This window comes from Xanthomonas sp. PPL134, from assembly GCF_040595915.1.
Lineage (GTDB): Bacteria > Pseudomonadota > Gammaproteobacteria > Xanthomonadales > Xanthomonadaceae > Xanthomonas_A > Xanthomonas_A indica.
Window position 1 is genome coordinate 139,615 of sequence record NZ_JAMDLL010000004.1, and the last position, 16,577, is coordinate 156,191.

Annotated in this window: 14 protein-coding genes and 2 pseudogenes; 13 read left to right on the forward strand and 3 right to left on the reverse strand. The window is 69.3% G+C overall.

The genetic code is table 11. From position 1 onward, the window contains the following. Positions 1-340: 340 nt before the first annotated feature. From M3U25_RS10495 to hslU, 9 genes and pseudogenes are all read left to right on the forward strand, one after another. Complete coding sequence (locus tag M3U25_RS10495) at positions 341-2,431, forward strand: S9 family peptidase (protein ID WP_184502642.1); 2,091 nt, start codon at positions 341-343, stop codon at positions 2,429-2,431. 652 nt (positions 2,432-3,083) lie between these two features. Continuing rightward, the gene (locus M3U25_RS10500) at positions 3,084-3,464 is read left to right on the forward strand and encodes a YbaN family protein (RefSeq protein ID WP_355499002.1); all 381 of its coding nucleotides are present in this window, start codon (positions 3,084-3,086) and stop codon (positions 3,462-3,464) included. A 61-nt stretch (positions 3,465-3,525) separates the two neighbouring features. Continuing rightward, a complete protein-coding gene (locus M3U25_RS10505; protein WP_355499000.1) occupies positions 3,526-3,777 on the forward strand; it encodes a lipoprotein in 252 nt (83 codons plus the stop codon). Next, entirely contained in the window at positions 3,770-4,627 is an 858-nt protein-coding gene (dapF, locus tag M3U25_RS10510; RefSeq protein ID WP_355498997.1) for a diaminopimelate epimerase, read from the forward strand. The genes M3U25_RS10505 and dapF overlap by 8 nt, the downstream gene beginning before the upstream one ends. Then, a complete protein-coding gene (locus tag M3U25_RS10515) occupies positions 4,624-5,289 on the forward strand; it encodes a DUF484 family protein (protein WP_242160108.1) in 666 nt (221 codons plus the stop codon). The genes dapF and M3U25_RS10515 overlap by 4 nt, the downstream gene beginning before the upstream one ends. Before the next feature lie 137 nt (positions 5,290-5,426). After that, a pseudogene (gene xerC, locus M3U25_RS10520) lies at positions 5,427-6,287 on the forward strand (tyrosine recombinase XerC); the annotation flags it as partial. Between the two features lie 109 nt (positions 6,288-6,396). Continuing rightward, positions 6,397-6,627 carry a DUF3079 domain-containing protein gene (locus M3U25_RS10525; protein ID WP_355498993.1) on the forward strand — a complete coding sequence of 77 codons (231 nt, stop codon included), beginning with the start codon at positions 6,397-6,399 and terminating at the stop codon, positions 6,625-6,627. A gap of 48 nt (positions 6,628-6,675) precedes the next feature. Continuing rightward, complete coding sequence (hslV, locus tag M3U25_RS10530; RefSeq protein WP_010341232.1) at positions 6,676-7,227, forward strand: ATP-dependent protease subunit HslV; 552 nt, start codon at positions 6,676-6,678, stop codon at positions 7,225-7,227. 113 nt (positions 7,228-7,340) lie between these two features. Beyond that, positions 7,341-8,705: an ATP-dependent protease ATPase subunit HslU gene (gene hslU, locus M3U25_RS10535; RefSeq protein WP_017912058.1), complete on the forward strand. Its 1,365-nt coding sequence runs from the start codon at positions 7,341-7,343 to the stop codon at positions 8,703-8,705. Positions 8,706-8,925: 220 nt separating this feature from the next. Here the strand turns inward: hslU and M3U25_RS10540 are convergent, their stop codons facing one another. The 3 genes from M3U25_RS10540 to M3U25_RS10550 all read right to left on the reverse strand — a co-directional run bounded on the left by M3U25_RS10540 (position 8,926) and on the right by M3U25_RS10550 (position 12,255). Beyond that, a complete protein-coding gene (locus M3U25_RS10540; RefSeq protein ID WP_355498989.1) occupies positions 8,926-10,290 on the reverse strand; it encodes a DUF2252 family protein in 1,365 nt (454 codons plus the stop codon). Between the two features lie 81 nt (positions 10,291-10,371). Further along, positions 10,372-11,559: a heparan-alpha-glucosaminide N-acetyltransferase domain-containing protein gene (locus M3U25_RS10545; protein WP_355498986.1), complete on the reverse strand. Its 1,188-nt coding sequence runs from the start codon at positions 11,557-11,559 to the stop codon at positions 10,372-10,374. Between the two features lie 240 nt (positions 11,560-11,799). Next, positions 11,800-12,255, reverse strand: a complete 456-nt coding sequence (locus M3U25_RS10550) for a nucleoside deaminase (protein WP_355498983.1) — start codon at positions 12,253-12,255, stop codon at positions 11,800-11,802. 114 nt (positions 12,256-12,369) lie between these two features. Here M3U25_RS10550 and ubiE point away from each other — a divergent pair, with 114 nt between their 5' ends. The 4 genes and pseudogenes from ubiE to M3U25_RS10570 all read left to right on the forward strand — a co-directional run bounded on the left by ubiE (position 12,370) and on the right by M3U25_RS10570 (position 16,568). Beyond that, positions 12,370-13,131, forward strand: a complete 762-nt coding sequence (gene ubiE / locus M3U25_RS10555; protein ID WP_160945464.1) for a bifunctional demethylmenaquinone methyltransferase/2-methoxy-6-polyprenyl-1,4-benzoquinol methylase UbiE — start codon at positions 12,370-12,372, stop codon at positions 13,129-13,131. 397 nt (positions 13,132-13,528) lie between these two features. Next, positions 13,529-13,684 (forward strand): annotated as a pseudogene (locus M3U25_RS10560) (class I SAM-dependent methyltransferase); the annotation flags it as partial. Between the two features lie 173 nt (positions 13,685-13,857). Then, complete coding sequence (locus M3U25_RS10565) at positions 13,858-15,798, forward strand: M1 family metallopeptidase (protein ID WP_355498979.1); 1,941 nt, start codon at positions 13,858-13,860, stop codon at positions 15,796-15,798. Positions 15,799-16,217: 419 nt separating this feature from the next. Next, positions 16,218-16,568 carry a cupin domain-containing protein gene (locus M3U25_RS10570; protein WP_355498976.1) on the forward strand — a complete coding sequence of 117 codons (351 nt, stop codon included), beginning with the start codon at positions 16,218-16,220 and terminating at the stop codon, positions 16,566-16,568. Positions 16,569-16,577: the final 9 nt, after the last annotated feature.

The window sequence follows — 16,577 nt, forward strand, 5'->3', positions numbered from 1 at the left end:
CGCTCGTGCGGCGCGGTGCATGTGTCGGTCGGCGTGTCAGGCGTCGCGTTCCCCGCGAACAAGCGGTCGCGGCACGCCCCATGCGCCATGGCGCGAACGGCGGCATGCCGCAGCGCCATCGCGGCGCCGCGGGTCGCCGAGCCACGGAATGCCACGCCGTCCCGAACGCGCGGCCTCGGCACGCTTGCCACGGCGCGGCGTTGCAGGGAGACTCGGCCGGCACTGCGCGGCGCCCGCCCGCTGCCGCCGCCCGGCCGGGGCGGCGCGTCCCGTTGCGTTACCGCCGCCGGAGCCCCATTAGATGCCCCACCGCCCCTTGCTAGCGAGCCTTGTCCTGCTCATGACCGCCTCCTTCGCTTCCTCCGCCTCCGCCGCCGCGGCCACTCCGCCGCATCCGGCCAAGCAGCCGCACGCGGTCAAGGCGCCGTTCGGCGCCGTTCGCCAGGACGCCTACTACTGGCTGCGCGACGACACGCGCAAGAACCCGCAGATGTTGGCCTATCTCAACGCCGAGAACGCCTACGCCGACCAGGTGCTGAAGCCGCTCAAGCCGCTGGAAGACCGGCTGTACGAAGAGATCGTCGGCCGCATCAAGCAGGACGACAGCAGCGTGCCGTATCGCGAGCGCGGCTACTGGTATTACACCCGCTACGAGAGCGGCAAGGACTACCCGATCCAGGCGCGCCGCAAGGGCAGCATGGAGGCGCCGGAAGAGATCCTGCTCGACGTCAACATCATGGCCGCCGGCAAGGGCTATTTCAGCGTCGGCGATGCGGCGGTCAGCCAGGACAACCGCATTCTGGCCTGGACCGAGGACGAGGTGGGCCGCCGCCAGTACGTGGTGCGCTTCAAGAACCTGGACACCGGCGAGGTCTACGCCGATCGCATTCCCGGCGTGTCGCCGGACGTGGTCTGGGCCGACGACAACAAGACCCTGTTCTACGTCGAGAACGACCCGGAGACGCTGCTGACGGTGCGGGTCAAGAAGCACGTGCTGGGCACCCCGGCGGCGCAGGACGTGCTGGTGTACGAGGAAAAGGACGACAGCTTCTACATGGGCGTGGGCCGCACCCGCGACGACAAGTACATCGTCATCGGCGTCGAAAGCACCGTGTCCTCCGAGCAGCGCTACGCGCCGGCCGCCGATCCGCAGCGCTTCACCGTGCTGGCGCCGCGCGAGCGCGACGTCGAGTACCACGCCGACCACTTCGACGGCCGCTGGGTGATCCGCACCAACTGGAAGGCCAAGAACTACGCGCTGATGACCGCGCCCGACGGCGCCACGGCGCGCAGCCAGTGGCAGAGCTGGCTGCCCTACGACGAGAAGGTGTTCATCGACGGCTTCGAACTGTTCGACGGCTTCACTGCCATCGCCGAGCGCTCCGACGGCCTGGAGCGGATCCGTCTGCACTTCGCCGACGGCAAGGAGGAGTACGTCAAGGCCGACGAGCCGGCGTATTCGATGGGCCTGTCGATCAACGCCGAGCCGGACACGCCGTGGCTACGCTACAGCTACACCTCGCTGACCACCCCGGCCACCACCTACGAACTCAACACCCGCACCGGTGAGCGCAAGCTGCTCAAGCAGCAGCCGGTGATCGGCTACGACGCCAGCAAGTACCAGACTGAACGCGTCTGGGTGACCGCGCGCGACGGGGTCAAGGTGCCGGTGTCGCTGGTCTACAAGAAGGGCTTCAAGAAGGACGGCAGCGCCGCGCTGTACCAGTACGCCTACGGCAGCTACGGCATGTCCACCGACCCCGCGTTCAACCTGCCGGTGGTCAGCCTGCTCGACCGCGGCGTGGTCTATGCCATCGCGCACATCCGCGGCGGCCAGGAGATGGGCCGCGACTGGTACGACCAGGGCAAGCTGCTGCACAAGAAGAACACCTTCACCGATTTCATCGACGTCACCCGTGGGCTGGTGCAGCAGGGCTACGCCGCCCCGGACCGCGTCGCTGCGGCCGGCGGCAGCGCTGGCGGCCTGTTGATGGGGGCGGTGGCCAACATGGCGCCCAAGGATTACCGCGTGCTGGTGGCGCAGGTGCCGTTCGTGGACGTGGTCACCACCATGCTCGACCCGAGCATCCCGCTGACCACCAACGAGTACGACGAGTGGGGCAATCCCGAGCAGAAGGCGTACTACGACTACATGCTCAGCTATTCGCCCTACGACAACGTCACCCGCCAGGCCTACCCGGCGATGTACGTCGGCACCGGCCTGTGGGACTCGCAGGTGCAGTACTGGGAGCCGGCCAAGTGGGTGGCCAAGCTGCGCGAGAACGACACCGGCAGCCAGCCGATCGTGTTCCGCGTCAACATGGAAGCCGGCCACGGCGGCAAGTCCGGCCGCTTCCGTCGTTACCGCGAAATGGCCGAGTCCTACGCCTTCATGCTGGACCAGTTGGGCGTGGAGCAGCCGGCCAAGTGAGCGTGGCGCGCGTCGGCTGGCCTGCGGGTCAGCCGATGTGCCGATCCTTTGGGCGCGGTGCCGGGTCAGCCTGCGCTGAGGTCTGAAGGGACGTTGGCGTCGTTCGTCGCCATGACGGAACTCCCAAGGAGCGGCCTGGCGCACTCGGAAGAGCGGCATCAGCTGACCGATCGCCTTCCTCTTTGCGGTCTGGCAGGAAGCGCCGTCGCCGCGTAGGAGCGGCTTCAGCCGCGACGGGCATTCCCGGTAACGCGGGTCGCGGCTGAAGCCGCTCCTACGAAGGGCGGATCGCGTGTGTCTCGCGCGAGGGTCGGCCGTGGTGCTGATGGTCTGGTCACTCCCTGTGGGAGGGACTTCAGTCCCGACTGCAGTGAGACCAGATGCACCAGTGGCTTCGTGCGTCGCGGCTGAAGCCGCTCCTACGGTGGACGGTGGGCGGAACGCTTGATCACCGCGAGAGCAGGCAGCAGCGCTGGTGGCTTGGTCACTCCCTGTGGGAGGGACTTCAGTCCCGACTGCAATGAGTCGGATACGCCAATGGCTGCGCTCGTTGCGGCTCAAGCGGCTCCCACCGCCGCTGCCGCACGGCACCGCGATCGCCTCGGCAGGCGGTCGACGTCTGCCCGCGCCGGCGCGGGCTTATCATGGCGCGATGCGCGCGCACTCCCGTTTCCGCTGGGCCTGGTGGCTGCTGGCCTATGCCAGCCTGGCGACCGGTATCGTCGGCATCTTCGTGCCGGGGCTGCCGACCACGGTGTTCGTGCTGATCGCCGCCTATGCCGCCGCGCGCGGTTCGCCGCGGCTGCGCCGGCGCCTGCTGCGCGATCCGCGCTTCGGCCGCAGCATCCGCGACTGGGAACGGCATGGCGCGGTCAGCCGCCGCGGCAAGTGGATGGCGACGCTGACCATGGCCGCGTGCGCGCTGGTGCTGCTGCTGTTCGTGCACCGGCCGTGGGTGCAGGCGCTGGCGATCGGTTGCATGAGCGTGGTGGCGCTGTGGCTGTGGTGGCGGCCGGAACCGCCGCGCGAATGAGCGCGGCGCGGCCTGCGACCGCGGCACGGCCGGTTCATGCCGGTGTGGCTATACTCGGCGCATGAGCACATCGTCCTCTTCTTCGATCCGTCTCGTCCTCCCCGCCGCTGCGCTGCTGGCCCTGGCCGGCTGCGGCAACAAGGGGCCGCTGGTGATGCCGCAGAAGCCGGTGCCGGTGGAAGCCGCGCCCGCCACGCCCGCGCCCGATGCGACGCCGCCGGCGACCACCGATCCCGCCGGGCAGGCGCAACCGGTGGACGGCCAGCGCCCGCCGGCCAACGACACCACCATGCCCACCAATGGGAATGAGTGAGGCCCGCCGCGACGCGCGCCTGCGTTTCAGCAAGATGCAGGGCGCGGGCAACGATTTCGTGGTGCTCGACCTGCGCGACGGCACCCCGCCGCCGGACGCCGCACTGGCGATGCGTCTGGCCGACCGCCACTTCGGCGTCGGCTGCGACCAGATCCTGACCATCGAACCCCCGCACGCCGCCGACGCGGTGGCCAGCTACCGCATCTGGAACACCGACGGCAGTGCCGCCGGGCAGTGCGGCAACGGCGCGCGCTGTATCGCGGCCTGGCTGGTGCGCGACGGCAGCGCGCCGGCCGCGGACGATTTCGTCATCGAAAGCCCTGCCGGCAGTCATCACATCGCCCGCGGCGCCGACGGCGCGTTCGCGGTGGCGATGGGCGTGCCGCGCTTCGCGCCGGAGGACGTGCCGCTGGTCGGCTTCCCGCGCGCGCGCGATGAGTACGTGTTGCCGCTGCAGGGCGGCAGCGTGCGCTTCGGCGCGGTGTCGATGGGCAACCCGCACGCGGTGCTGGAAGTGGGCCTGGTCGATGCGGCGCCGGTGGACCGCCTGGGCCCGTTGCTGCAGCAGCACGCCTCGTTCCCGGATTCGGTGAACGTCGGCTTCGTGCAGGTGATCGACCGCGGTCACCTGCGCCTGCGCGTGTACGAGCGCGGCGTCGGCGAGACCCTGGCCTGCGGCAGCGGCGCCTGCGCGGCGGCCGCGGTGATGATGCAGCGCGGCCGGGTGGAGCGCGACGTGCGCGTCAGCCTGCCCGGCGGCGAGCTGCGCGTGCAGTGGCCGGACGACACCGCGCCGGTGGTGATGTCCGGGCCGGCGACGTTCGTCTTCGATGGAGAGTGGATCCGATGAGCGACAGCCAGGACAAGCTCGGTGCGCACGAGGTGGCCACGTGGCTGCGGCGCCATCCCGGCTTCCTCAAGCAGTTTCCCGATCTGGCGCTGACCCTGGTGGTGCCGCGCGACGACGGCCCCACCGCGTCGCTGGCCAGCTACCAGTTGGAAGTGCTGCGCGACAAGAACCGCGAACTGTCGCGGCGGCTGGCCGACCTGGCCGCCAACGCGCAGGTCAACGAACGGCTGGCGGTGCGTACCCACCAGTTGACCCTGGCGCTGATGCGCCAGCGCAGCGCCGCCGACAGCGTGCGCGCGATGGCGGCCTCGCTGCAGGAGGATTTCCAGGGCGACCTGGTCAGCATCGTGTTGCTGCAGCCCTTGCCGGGCCTGGAGCAGGCGCCGTGGCTGCAGGTGTTGGCGGCGGACGATTCGCGGCTGGCGCCGTTCCGCGATTGCCTGAAGGACGGCGAGCCGATCTGTGGCCGCCTGCAACCGGAAAAGCAGGCGCTGCTGTACGGTGAGCGCGTGGACGAAGTGCAATCCACCGCGCTGCTGCCGCTGCCCGGCCTGGGCCTGATCGCGGTCGGCAGCCGCGACCCGAACCGGTTCTATCCCGGCATGGGCACCTTGTTCCTGCGCATGATGGGCGAGGCGCTGGCGGTGGCGTTGCAGCGATGAGCACGGCCGGGACTCGGGGCACGGGACCCGGGGCCCGGGACAGCGCCGCAACCGGCGCTGCCGCGCACGCGAGCGCGGCGTCGGCGGCGGGCGCCGCGGCGTCTTCCGAATCCCCCGCGCCGACGCCCGAGTCCCGCTTCCTCGCCTATCTGCAGGTCGAGCGGCGCATGTCCGCGCATACCCTGGACGCATACCGGCGCGACCTGGCCGCGCTGTCGGCGTGGGCCGCGGACAACCTGCTTGGCGAGCCGGCCGCGCTCGACGCCGCGCAGTTGCGCCAGTTCATCGCCGCCGAGCACCGCCGCGGGCTGTCGCCCAAGAGCCTGCAACGGCGTCTGTCGGCGTGCCGCAGCTTCTACGCGTGGCTGCTCAAGCACGGCCACATCGCCAGCAGCCCGGCCGCGGCATTGCGCGCACCGAAGGCGCCACGCAAGCTGCCGCAGGTGCTCGACGCCGACGAGGCGGTGCGCCTGGTCGAAGTGCCGACCGATGCGCCGCTGGGCCTGCGCGACCGCGCGCTGCTGGAACTGTTCTATTCCTCCGGTCTGCGCCTGAGCGAGCTGTGCGCGCTGCGCTGGCGCGATCTGGATTTCGTCGCCGGCATGGTCAGCGTGCTGGGCAAGGGCAACAAGCAGCGGCTGGTGCCGGTCGGTTCGCACGCGCGAAAGGCCTTGCTGGAATGGCGCGAAGAAAGCCGGGGCGAGGCCACGGCACCGGTATTCCCCGGGCGCGGCGGGGCGCCGATCGGCGCGCGCGCGGTGCAGATCCGGATCAAGCAACTGGCCGGGCGCCAGGGCCTGTTCAAGCACGTGCATCCGCACATGCTGCGGCACAGTTTCGCCAGCCACATCCTGGAATCCTCCGGCGACCTGCGCGGCGTGCAGGAATTGCTCGGCCATGCCGACATCGCCACCACGCAGATCTACACCCACCTGGACTTCCAGCACCTGGCCAAGGTCTACGACGCCGCGCACCCGCGGGCCAAGCGCAAGTCCTGAGCGCTGGGTCGCGACCGCACGGTTGCTAGCGCACCCGCGCTTGTTCTGGATCAAGGCGAGTCGGCAAAGGCAGGACGACACTGTCCTCCCACGTCGTGACGGCTCACCGATGGCCAACCCCTTTCCGCTGGCGCCGCGCCACCCCGAACGGCTGTGCTGGAGTTGCGAGCGCGATTGCGCCGCGCACGATCCGGCTTGCGGGAACGGCGCCGCACGCGCCCTGCACCCGATCGAGACCGAGGGCAGGGATTGGCAGCTCGCTTGGGGCATCGGCGCCGATCCGGCGTGGCCGGCGCACGCCCGGCTCGGCGACGACCGGTCTGCGACCGACGACGCTTGAACCGCGCGTCGCCAGCCCCCACACCTGAGTCATCGCTCCGGAGGCCGCATGGATCCCAGTCAGAACCCCAATGTTTTCCACGCCACCACGATCCTGTCGGTGCGCCGCGATGGCCGCGTCGCCGTGGCCGGCGACGGCCAGGTGACCCTGGGCCACACCGTGATGAAGGGCAATGCGCGCAAGGTGCGCCGGCTCGGCCGCGAGGGCCAGGTGCTGGCCGGGTTCGCCGGCGCCGCCGCCGATGCGTTCACCCTGTTCGAACTGTTCGAGGCCAAGCTGGAGAAGCACGGCCAGCTGACCCGCGCCGCGGTGGAACTGGCCAAGGATTGGCGCACCGAACGCCGTCTCGGCAAGCTCGAGGCGCTGCTGGCGGTGGCCGACAAGGAGACCTCGCTGATCATCAGCGGCACCGGCGATGTGATCGAGCCGGAGGACGGCATCATCGCCATCGGCTCCGGTGGCTCGTACGCCCTGTCGGCGGCGCGTGCGTTGCTCGGCCACACCACGCTGGACGCGCGCACCATCGCCGTCGAAGCGCTGAACATCGCCGGCGACATCTGCATCTATACCAATCGCAACGTGGTGGTCGAAGAGCTGTGATTCGGGATTGGGGATTGGGGAATCGCAACTGCGGTTCTCGTCTCCGTCACCGATGACGCCTGCTTTCCGATTCCCGATTCTCCATTCCCGATTCCCTCTTCGATTTCCCGACCATGACCGATACCCATAGCACCATGACCCCGCGCGAGATCGTGCAGGAGCTGGACCGCCACATCGTCGGCCAGCACGAGGCCAAGCGCGCGGTGGCGATCGCGCTGCGCAACCGCTGGCGGCGCATGCAGTTGCCCGACGCGCTGCGCAACGAAGTGATGCCGAAGAACATCCTGATGATCGGCCCCACCGGCGTCGGCAAGACCGAGATCGCGCGGCGCCTGGCGACGCTGGCCAATGCGCCCTTCGTCAAGGTCGAGGCGACCCGCTTCACCGAGGTCGGCTATGTCGGCAAGGACGTGGAGCAGATCGTGCGCGACCTGGCCGACACCGCGGTCAAGCTGTACCGCGAGCAGGCCAAGACCCGCGTGCGCACCCAGGCCGAGGAGCGTGCCGAGGACCGCATCCTCGATGCGCTGCTGCCGCGGCGCAGCGCCGGCATCGGCTTCGATCCGGAGGCCGCGCGCAACGAGCCGTCGGCGCAGGACAGCGACACCCGCAGCAAGTTCCGGCGCATGCTGCGCGCCGGCGAGCTGGACGAGCGCGAGATCGAGCTGGACGTGGCGGTCAACGTCAGCATGGACATCATGACCCCGCCGGGCATGGAGGAAATGGGCCAGCAGCTGCGGCAGATGTTCTCCAACCTGGGCGGCGGCAAGTCGCAGTCGCGCAAGCTGACCATCAAGGCGGCGCGGCCGCTGCTGATCGAGGAAGAGGCCGGCAAGCTGGTCAACGAGGACGACGTGCGCGCCGCGGCGATCGAGGCCTGCGAGCAGCACGGCATCGTGTTCATCGACGAGATCGACAAGGTGGCCAAGCGCAGCGAGGCTGGCGCCACCGGCGGCGACGTCTCCCGCGAGGGCGTGCAGCGCGATCTGCTGCCGCTGGTGGAAGGCTCCAACGTCAGCACCAAGTACGGCACGGTCAAGACCGACCACATCCTGTTCATCGCCTCCGGCGCGTTCCACCTGGCCAAGCCCAGCGACCTGATCCCGGAACTGCAGGGCCGCTTCCCGATCCGGGTGGAACTGTCGGCGCTGTCGAAGGACGACTTCATCCGCATCCTCACCGAGCCGAAGGCGGCGCTGACCAAGCAGTACGAAGCACTGTTGCTGACCGAGGGCGTAAGCCTGCGCTTCACCGACGACGCCATCGCGCGCCTGGCGGAGATCGCGTTCCTGGTCAACGAGCGCCAGGAGAACATCGGTGCGCGGCGCCTGCACACCGTGCTCGAGCGCCTGCTCGACACGCTGAGCTACGAAGCCCCGGACCGCGACGGGCAGAGCGTCACGGTCGACGCGGCCTACGTCGATGCGCACCTGGGCGAACTGGTGCAGGATCCGGACCTGAGCCGGTACATCCTGTAAGACCCGGCGCGTGCTACAGCGGCAGGTGCGTTGCCCGCGCCTGCCGCTGTGCACCGATCCTGATAGCCATGCCGACGTCACGCACGTCGCAGTCGCGGCTTCAGCCGCGACCGGGCCTTCCCGGTAACGCCCCGTCGCGGCTGAAGCCGCTCCTACAACAGGCGGCTCCGCCGCAAAAACCGCACAGCGCGTGCGTCGCCCGCCCGCACCCGGCGCGAACTCAATACAGCGGCGTACCCGCCTTGTACGCCGCCACGAACGACTGCCAGTCCAGTTGCACCTGCGCCGCGTAGTCGAACGCGAACTGGCGCAGTTCCGATGTCAGGCCGCTCTTGCTGGTGACTGCCTGATCGATCTGCTTGTCGATGCTGTAGGGCACCACGTTCGGGTCGTAGTCCTGGTCGGCAAGCGCGTGCGCCGAGGCCAGGGCCTGGCCCAGGTAGGTGGCGGCGGTGGCGAGCTTGCCGGCGCTGTCCAGCGCGGCCGGGTCCAGGTCCTGCTGGAACGGCGACTTCTCGTGCACGTAGAACGGGGTGCCGTTGACGCTGGCGTAGCCGACCAGCACGTCGGCGTCGATGGTCTGCGCCTTGGCGGTGCGCGCGACCCGCGCGCCCTCGTTGTTGTCGTAGCTGGAGGCCGGCATCTGCGACGGCGCCGCCACCGCCACCACGCTGGCCGCTTCCTGCTTCCATTCCAGGATCACGTCGTCGCTGGTCGACGTGCTCGGGCCTTCGATCAGCACATACAGGCGCAGGCGGCCGAGGCTGCCGGTGCCCGAGCCCAGCTTCTGGTGCACGTCCTTGATGGTGTAGTAGCTCCACGCATAGCGCTTGGACGCAGAGATCGAGCCGAGGTAGCCGTTCATCGCCGCGGCCACCGCCGAGGCGGTGCTGGCGTCCACTGCGACCAGGTTGTCCAGGTCCTGGAACCGGCGCTTGCCGCCGTTGACCACGGTGTACTTGGACAGCAGGCTGCTGCGGCTCTTGCCGTCGGCGCTGTCGATGATCTTGGCGACGGCGCCGCTGGTGTTGCGCTTGCTCAGCTGGAAGCTCGCTTCGGCGTCGCTGCCGCGGAAATCGGCGATCTTGTCCAGGTAGGCGCCGACCATGGTGTCGATGGCGTCGCCGATGTCGCTGTCGGACAGACCGTTGTCGCGGCCGGCCAGGACCATGCTCGCGGCCAGCCGGCGCAGGTCCCACACGTACTGGCCCAGGTGGCCCTCGTCGAAGTCGGCGACCTTGAACACCGCCTTGCCGCTGCTGTCGCGCGCCGCATCGAAGTTGCCGAGGTGGGTGTCGCCGCCGAGCCAGGTGTAGCCGGTCTGCGGCGAGGTCCACAGCGAGCCCGGCAGGGTCTTCATGTCCTGGTAGAAGATGTGGTCGGTGCCGCGGTAGAAGGCGTAGGCGCTGGTGGCCATGGTCGCCATCTTGGTGTCCAGCTCGGTCTGCTGTGCGGCGTAGGGATGGTTGTAGTCGTGGATCTGCTGCACCACCCAGGCGTCGCGCTTGCTCGCCGCCGTCGCGCATCCGGCGCATGCGGCAAGGGTCAGACCGATCAGCAGCAGCGGCGGCAGGCGGGTGGACATCGCAGGTCTCCAGGCGCGGACGAAGGAAGCCGCAGTCGAGCACGCCGGCATTGCACGCAGATGAACCATCCCGGCCCTTCGTTAGAAGTAGCGCAGCCAGGCCAGGTCGCGGCGGCGCGCCTTCAGCCGCGCGAACGCGGCGGTGGGCCAGTACAGGGCCAGGCCCAACAAGGCGGCGATCGCCCACAGCGCGGCCACGCTGTCCACGCCGAACAGATCGCCCTGGTTGGTGCCCCACAGCGCCACCGCGGCCAGGTAGGCGAGCTTCAACACGTACAGGTGCAGCAGGTAGAAGAACATCGGCGCTGCGCCGATCGCCGCCAGCGGCGCCAGGGCGCGGGCCACGGTGGGGTGTTCGTACAGGCGCAGCAACAGCAGGCCCACGCCCAGGGTCAGCAGCAGGAACTGCAGCGACGGTGGGTATTTGGTGACGTTGAAGAAGCTCATCGCGGTATGCGCGAGGTCGTCCTGCACCTGCCAGGGCGCATCGCCGTAGCCGTTGTGCCAGCGCAGCAGGTGGAACCCGGCCAGTGCACCGAGTCCGCAGGCCAGCAGGCGCTGCTGGCGTTGCGCCGGGTCGGTGGCGGCGCCGTACCAGGGGCCGGCGGCGTAGCCGAGCGCGATCACCCCGATCCATGGCAGCACCGGGTAGGAGGTGCGCAGGCGCAGGTCGCCCAGCTCCAGCCAGCGCCGGTCGTGCAGCACGGCCCAGACGGCGGCCAGCGGGCCGTCGCCCTGGACCTGCACCTCGTCCAGCAGGTGGTGACCGGCGACCAGCGCCGCGCCCAGCAGCGCCAGCGCCGGCCGCGGCAGCCACAGCAGCGCGGCCAGGGCGAGCATGCTCAGGCCGATCGCCCAGATCACCTGCAGGTACAGCGCCTGCGGCGGAAAGGCACCGCTCCAGGCCAGGTTGACCAGGGTCAGCTCCAGCACGATCAGGAACAGGCCGCGCTTGAGCAGGAAGCTGGCGGCCGCCGCGCGGCCGTCCGCCTGCCGCGCCGCGTACAGCCAGGCCGACAGGCCGGTGAGGAACACGAAGACCGGCGCGCACAGGTGCGCCAGGGTGCGCGCGACGAACAGCGCCGGCGCCGTGCCCTCCACCTCCATCGGATCGCCGACCGGGTGATGCAGGTAGAAGGTCTCGCGCACGTGGTCCAGCAGCATCAGCAGCATCACCGTGCCGCGCAGCAGATCGATCGAGGCCAGCCGCGCGGCGGGCGTTGCGGGGACGGCGAGGGAGGCAGGCGAGGCGAGGGCGGCGGACGGCATGCAGTGCGATCGGTGTCGATATTGAAACAATATAACACTCGGTGCGCGCGCCCTCCCGGTGCCGCGGGTGGCAGGTGGGCGCTCAGGCCAGCGCCGTGCAGGCTTGCCGACGCGGTGCCGGCAAGTACGGGGCGGTGCGGGCCGCGCGCCCACCGGGCAACGTCGAAGCGCGGCCGCGGTTCGCCTGTGGGCGCGGCGGTGTGCCTGCTGCTCGCCGCGCCGACGCCCGCGGCACGCCGCTCAGTCCTCGCCGATATCCTCGTTCCACACGTCCGGGTGGGCGGCGATGAAGCCGCCGAGCAGGTCGATGCACTCCTGGCTGTGCAGGTCGATGACCTCCACGCCGCTCTCGCGCAGCCAGTCGATGCCGCCTTGGAAGGTCACCGATTCGCCGACCACCACCGTGCCGATGTTGAACTGCCGCACCAGGCCGCTGCAGTACCAGCACGGCGCCAGGGTGGTGACCATGATGGTGTCCTTGTAGCGGCGCTGGCGTCCGGCCTTGCGGAAGGCGTCGGTCTCGCCGTGTACGGACGGGTCGCCCTCCTGCACGCGGCGGTTGTGGCCGCAGCCGAGCAGGCGGCCGTCGCGGTGGTACAGGGCGGCGCCGATCGGGATGCCGCCCTCGGCCAGGCCCTGGCGGGCTTCGGCGATGGCGGTGTCGAGCAGGGCGCGGTAGTTGGGCGTGGTCAGCATGGAATGGCCTGCGGGAACGGGAGTCTGCCGGCAGTCTGGCCCAGGCGGCCGGCGGCTGTCATCCCGTGCGGCGCTTCACCGGCACGCAGCGGCCGGCAGTGCGATAATCCCGGCATGAGCGAATCTCCCTACAAGACCGGTACCACCCATTTCGGCTTCCGCGACGTCGCCGCCAAGGACAAGCAGAAGCTGGTCGGCGAGGTCTTCACCTCGGTCGCCGGCAACTACGACCTGATGAACGACCTGATGAGCATGGGCATCCATCGGGTCTGGAAGCGCTATTTCGTCGCCACCGCGCAGGTCAAACCGGGCGACCGCGTGCTCGACCTGGCCGGCGGCACCGGCGACATCGCCGCGCTGCTGAAGGACCGGGTCGGCGCCGACGGCGAGATCGTGCTGGGCGACATCAACGCCGGCATGCTCTCGGTGGGCCGCGACCGCCTCACCAACCGCGGCCTGGTCGCGGGCCTGGACTACGTGCAATGCAATGCCGAGGCGCTGCCGTTCCCGGACCAGAGCTTCGACCTGGTGACCATCGCCTTCGGCCTGCGCAACGTCACCGACAAGGACGCGGCGCTGCGCGAGATGTACCGCGTGCTCAAGGTCGGCGGCCAGGCGCGGGTGCTGGAGTTCTCCGAAGTCACCGCCGACTGGTTCAAGCCGCTGTACGACTTCCATTCGTTCAAGGTGCTGCCGCGCCTGGGCAAGCTGTTCGCCAAGGACGCCGACAGCTACCAGTACCTGGCCGAGAGCATCCGCAAGCATCCGCCGCAGGACGCGCTGAAGGGCATGATGGAAGAGGCCGGCTTCGCCCGCAGTCACTACAAGAATCTCACCGGCGGGATCGTGGCGATCCATTCGGGCTATAAGATTTAGAGCCGGGATTCGGGAGTCGGGATTCGGGAATCGTAAGAGCGCGTGATCGGTTGCTGACCGATCGCGGCGCTGGGCTGTCCTTGTGGGAGGGAGTTCAGTCCCGACGCGGGGTCCGGCGGTGCTGGTGCAAGCATCTGCCACAGAAGCCGGGATTGGGGAATCGCAAGAGCGGCGATCGGTGCTGACCGATCGCGGCGCTGTGCCGTCCTTGTGGGAGGGACTTCAGTCCCGACACGCGGTCCGGCGGCGCCGGCGCAAGCCTCCGCCACAGAAAGCCGGGATTGGGGAATCGAGATTCGGGAATCGCAAGAGCGGGCGATCGGTTGCTGACCGATTGCGGGTCTGTGCGGCCTTGTGGGAGGGACTTCAGTCCCGACACGCGGTCCGGCGGCGCCGGCGCAAGCATCCACCGCAGGACGCGAAGGCAAGGATGGAAGCAGCCGGCTTCGCCCGCAGCCACTACGAGAACCTTGCCGGCGGCATCGTGGCGATCCACTCGGCGACAAGATCTGAGTGGAGGCGGGATTGGGGACTGAAGATTCGGGAAGCGTAAGCGCGCTGGCTGTTCGCTGCTGCCAATCCCCAATCTCCCATTCCCAATCCCCGCTTGGATCGGAGATTCGGGATTCGTCAGCACGCGCGTACTGCTGTTGCGAATCCCCACTCCCGAATCCCCACTCCCGGCCTTCCGGTAAACTGCGGGTTTTCCTCGAACCGGTTACTGCCATGCGTTCCCCGTTCCTGTTGTTGTCCCTGGCCGCGATGGTCGCGTCCGGGTGTTCCCGTGAAGCGCCTGCGCCCGATGCAGCCGCATCTGCCGCCAAGCCGGCGCCCGCCGCGGCCAAGCCGGCCGACCGCAGCCACGACGAGACGTCCTACGCCGAGCCGTCCAAGGTCGTGATCAAGGACCTGGCCCTGGATCTGAAGCTGGATTTCGACAGCAAGCAGATCGGCGGCACCGCCACCTACACGCTGGACTGGAAGGACAAGAGCGCCAAGCAACTGGTGCTGGACACCCGCGACCTGACCATCGAGAAGGTGCAGGCCGACGACGGCAAGGGCCAGATGACGCCGCTGCAGTACGCGCTGGCGCCGGCCGACAAGATCTACGGCAGCAAGCTGACCATCGAGGCACCGACCCAGCCGCAGAAGATCAGCATCGCCTACCACACCGCGCCGACCGCCTCGGGCCTGCAGTGGCTGGAGCCGTCGATGACCGAGGGCAAGCAGCTGCCCTTCATGTTCAGCCAGTCGCAGGCCATCCACGCGCGTTCGTGGGTGCCGCTGCAGGACACGCCGAGCGTGCGTTTCACCTACAGCGCGCACGTGGTCTCGCGTCCGGACGTGATGGTGCTGATGAGCGCCGACAACGATCCCAAGGCGGTGCGCAACGGCGACTACCGCTTCAAGATGCCGCAACCGATCCCGTCCTACCTGCTGGCGATCGCCGCCGGCGACCTGGTGTTCAAGCCGATCTCGGCGCGCTCGGGCGTGTGGGCCGAGCCGGCGATGGTCGACAAGGCGGCCAAGGAGTTCGAGGACACCGAGAAGATGATCGTGGCCGCCGAGACGCTGTACGGCCCGTACCGTTGGGGCCGCTACGACATGCTGGTGCTGCCGCCGTCGTTCCCGTTCGGCGGCATGGAGAATCCGCGCCTGACCTTCGCCACGCCGACGGTGATCGTCGGCGACAAGTCGCTGGTGTCGCTGATCGCGCACGAGCTGGCGCATAGCTGGTCCGGCAACCTGGTGACCAACGCCAGCTGGAAGGACATCTGGCTCAACGAAGGCTTCACCACCTACGTGCAGGCGCGCATCACCGAGGCGCTGTACGGCCCGGAAGCGGCGGAGATGGAGCGCGAGATCGACCAGACCGACCTGCTGGCCGAGCTGAAGGGCATGAGCCCGGCTGACCAGGCGCTGGCGCTGCCGGCGCTGACCGAGCGCGATCCGGACGAGGCCTTGAGCCAGGTCGCCTACGTCAAGGGCGCGTGGTTCCTGCAGTTCCTGGAGCAGCGCTTCGGCCGCGACACCTTCGATCCGTTCCTGCGCGGCTGGTTCGACGACCACGCCTTCCAGAGCGCCAACACCGACCAGTTCGTCGCGTACCTGAAGACCCACCTGCTGGCCAAGAAGCCGAATGCGGTGACCGCGCAGGAACTGCATGCGTGGCTGGACGAACCGGGCATCCCGGCGTTCGCGCAGAAGGCGCGCTCGCGCAACTTCGCCATGGTCGACACCGCGCGCATCGCCTGGACCGGCAGCGGCACGCTGCCCGGCAAGCAGGTGACCGATGCGTGGAGCACCCAGGAGTGGACGCGCTTCCTCAGCGGCCTGGGCGAGAAGCTGACCCCGGCGCAGCTCAAGCAGCTCGACGACGCCTATCACTTCACCGGCACCGCCAACGGCGAGATCGCCATGCGCTGGTATCCGCTGGCGATCCGCAGCGGCTATGTGGACGCGCGCCCGGCCGCCGGCGAGTTCATCGCCCGCGTCGGCCGCCGCAAGCTGATCCTGCCGATCTACGCCGAACTGGTGAAGACCCCGGACGGGCTGGCCTTCGCCGAGGAAGTGTTCGCCAAGGCCAAGCCCGGCTATCACCCGATCACCACGGTGTCGGTGCAGGAGATGCTGGACAAGGCCAAGGCGGGCAACGCCGCGCACTGACGCGCACCGCCCGCGGCAGACCGCGCACACGGCGCCGGGAGCGATCCCGGCGCCGTGTGCGTTTGTGCGGCTGGCAGGTTGCGATGATCGCGCCGTGCTGGGGCCGAGGCGATCGTGGCGACGGATTGGGCGCGCGCGTTGCGCCATGTCACCGTGCGCGGCGTCGCATGCGCTTCCTTCGGGAGGCGCGCGCATGTCCACCACGGCGTTAACGAATTCCACACGCGCCGCTGCTGCTGAGCAGTGACCCGCTGCCACGCATTCGCGATATCCTCGGCAGTCCCGATGGTTCCCGGTCCATGCGTGCATGACATCGTCCGCCACCGCCGCCCCGGTCTCCGCCGCAAGCGCCATCGCCCCGGCAGACGGCGGCCGGCGCCGATGCAAGCGGACCCACCTGCGTTCGTCGAGGCGGTGAGATGAGCGACGCCCGCGTCCTGTCCGGTTCCCTGCTGGCCGCGTTGCCCGATGCGCGTGGCGGCGAAGTCTTCACCGAATTGCTCCGGCGCTCCGGTTGCCGTGTGGAGCGCATCGTCTCGCACGGGCAGACCACGCCGCCGGATTCGCCCTACCAGCAGGCGCACGACGAATGGGTGGTGCTGCTGCGCGGTAGCGCGCGCGTGGCGCTATGCGAGCGCGAGGTGACGCTGGCGCCGGGCGACCATCTGTTCATCCCGGCCGACACGCCGCATTGGGTCACCTTCACCGATCCCGAGCAGCCGACCGTGTGGCTGGCCCTCCATCTCGGCGAAGCCGACGTGGTGGTGTGAGCGCATGAC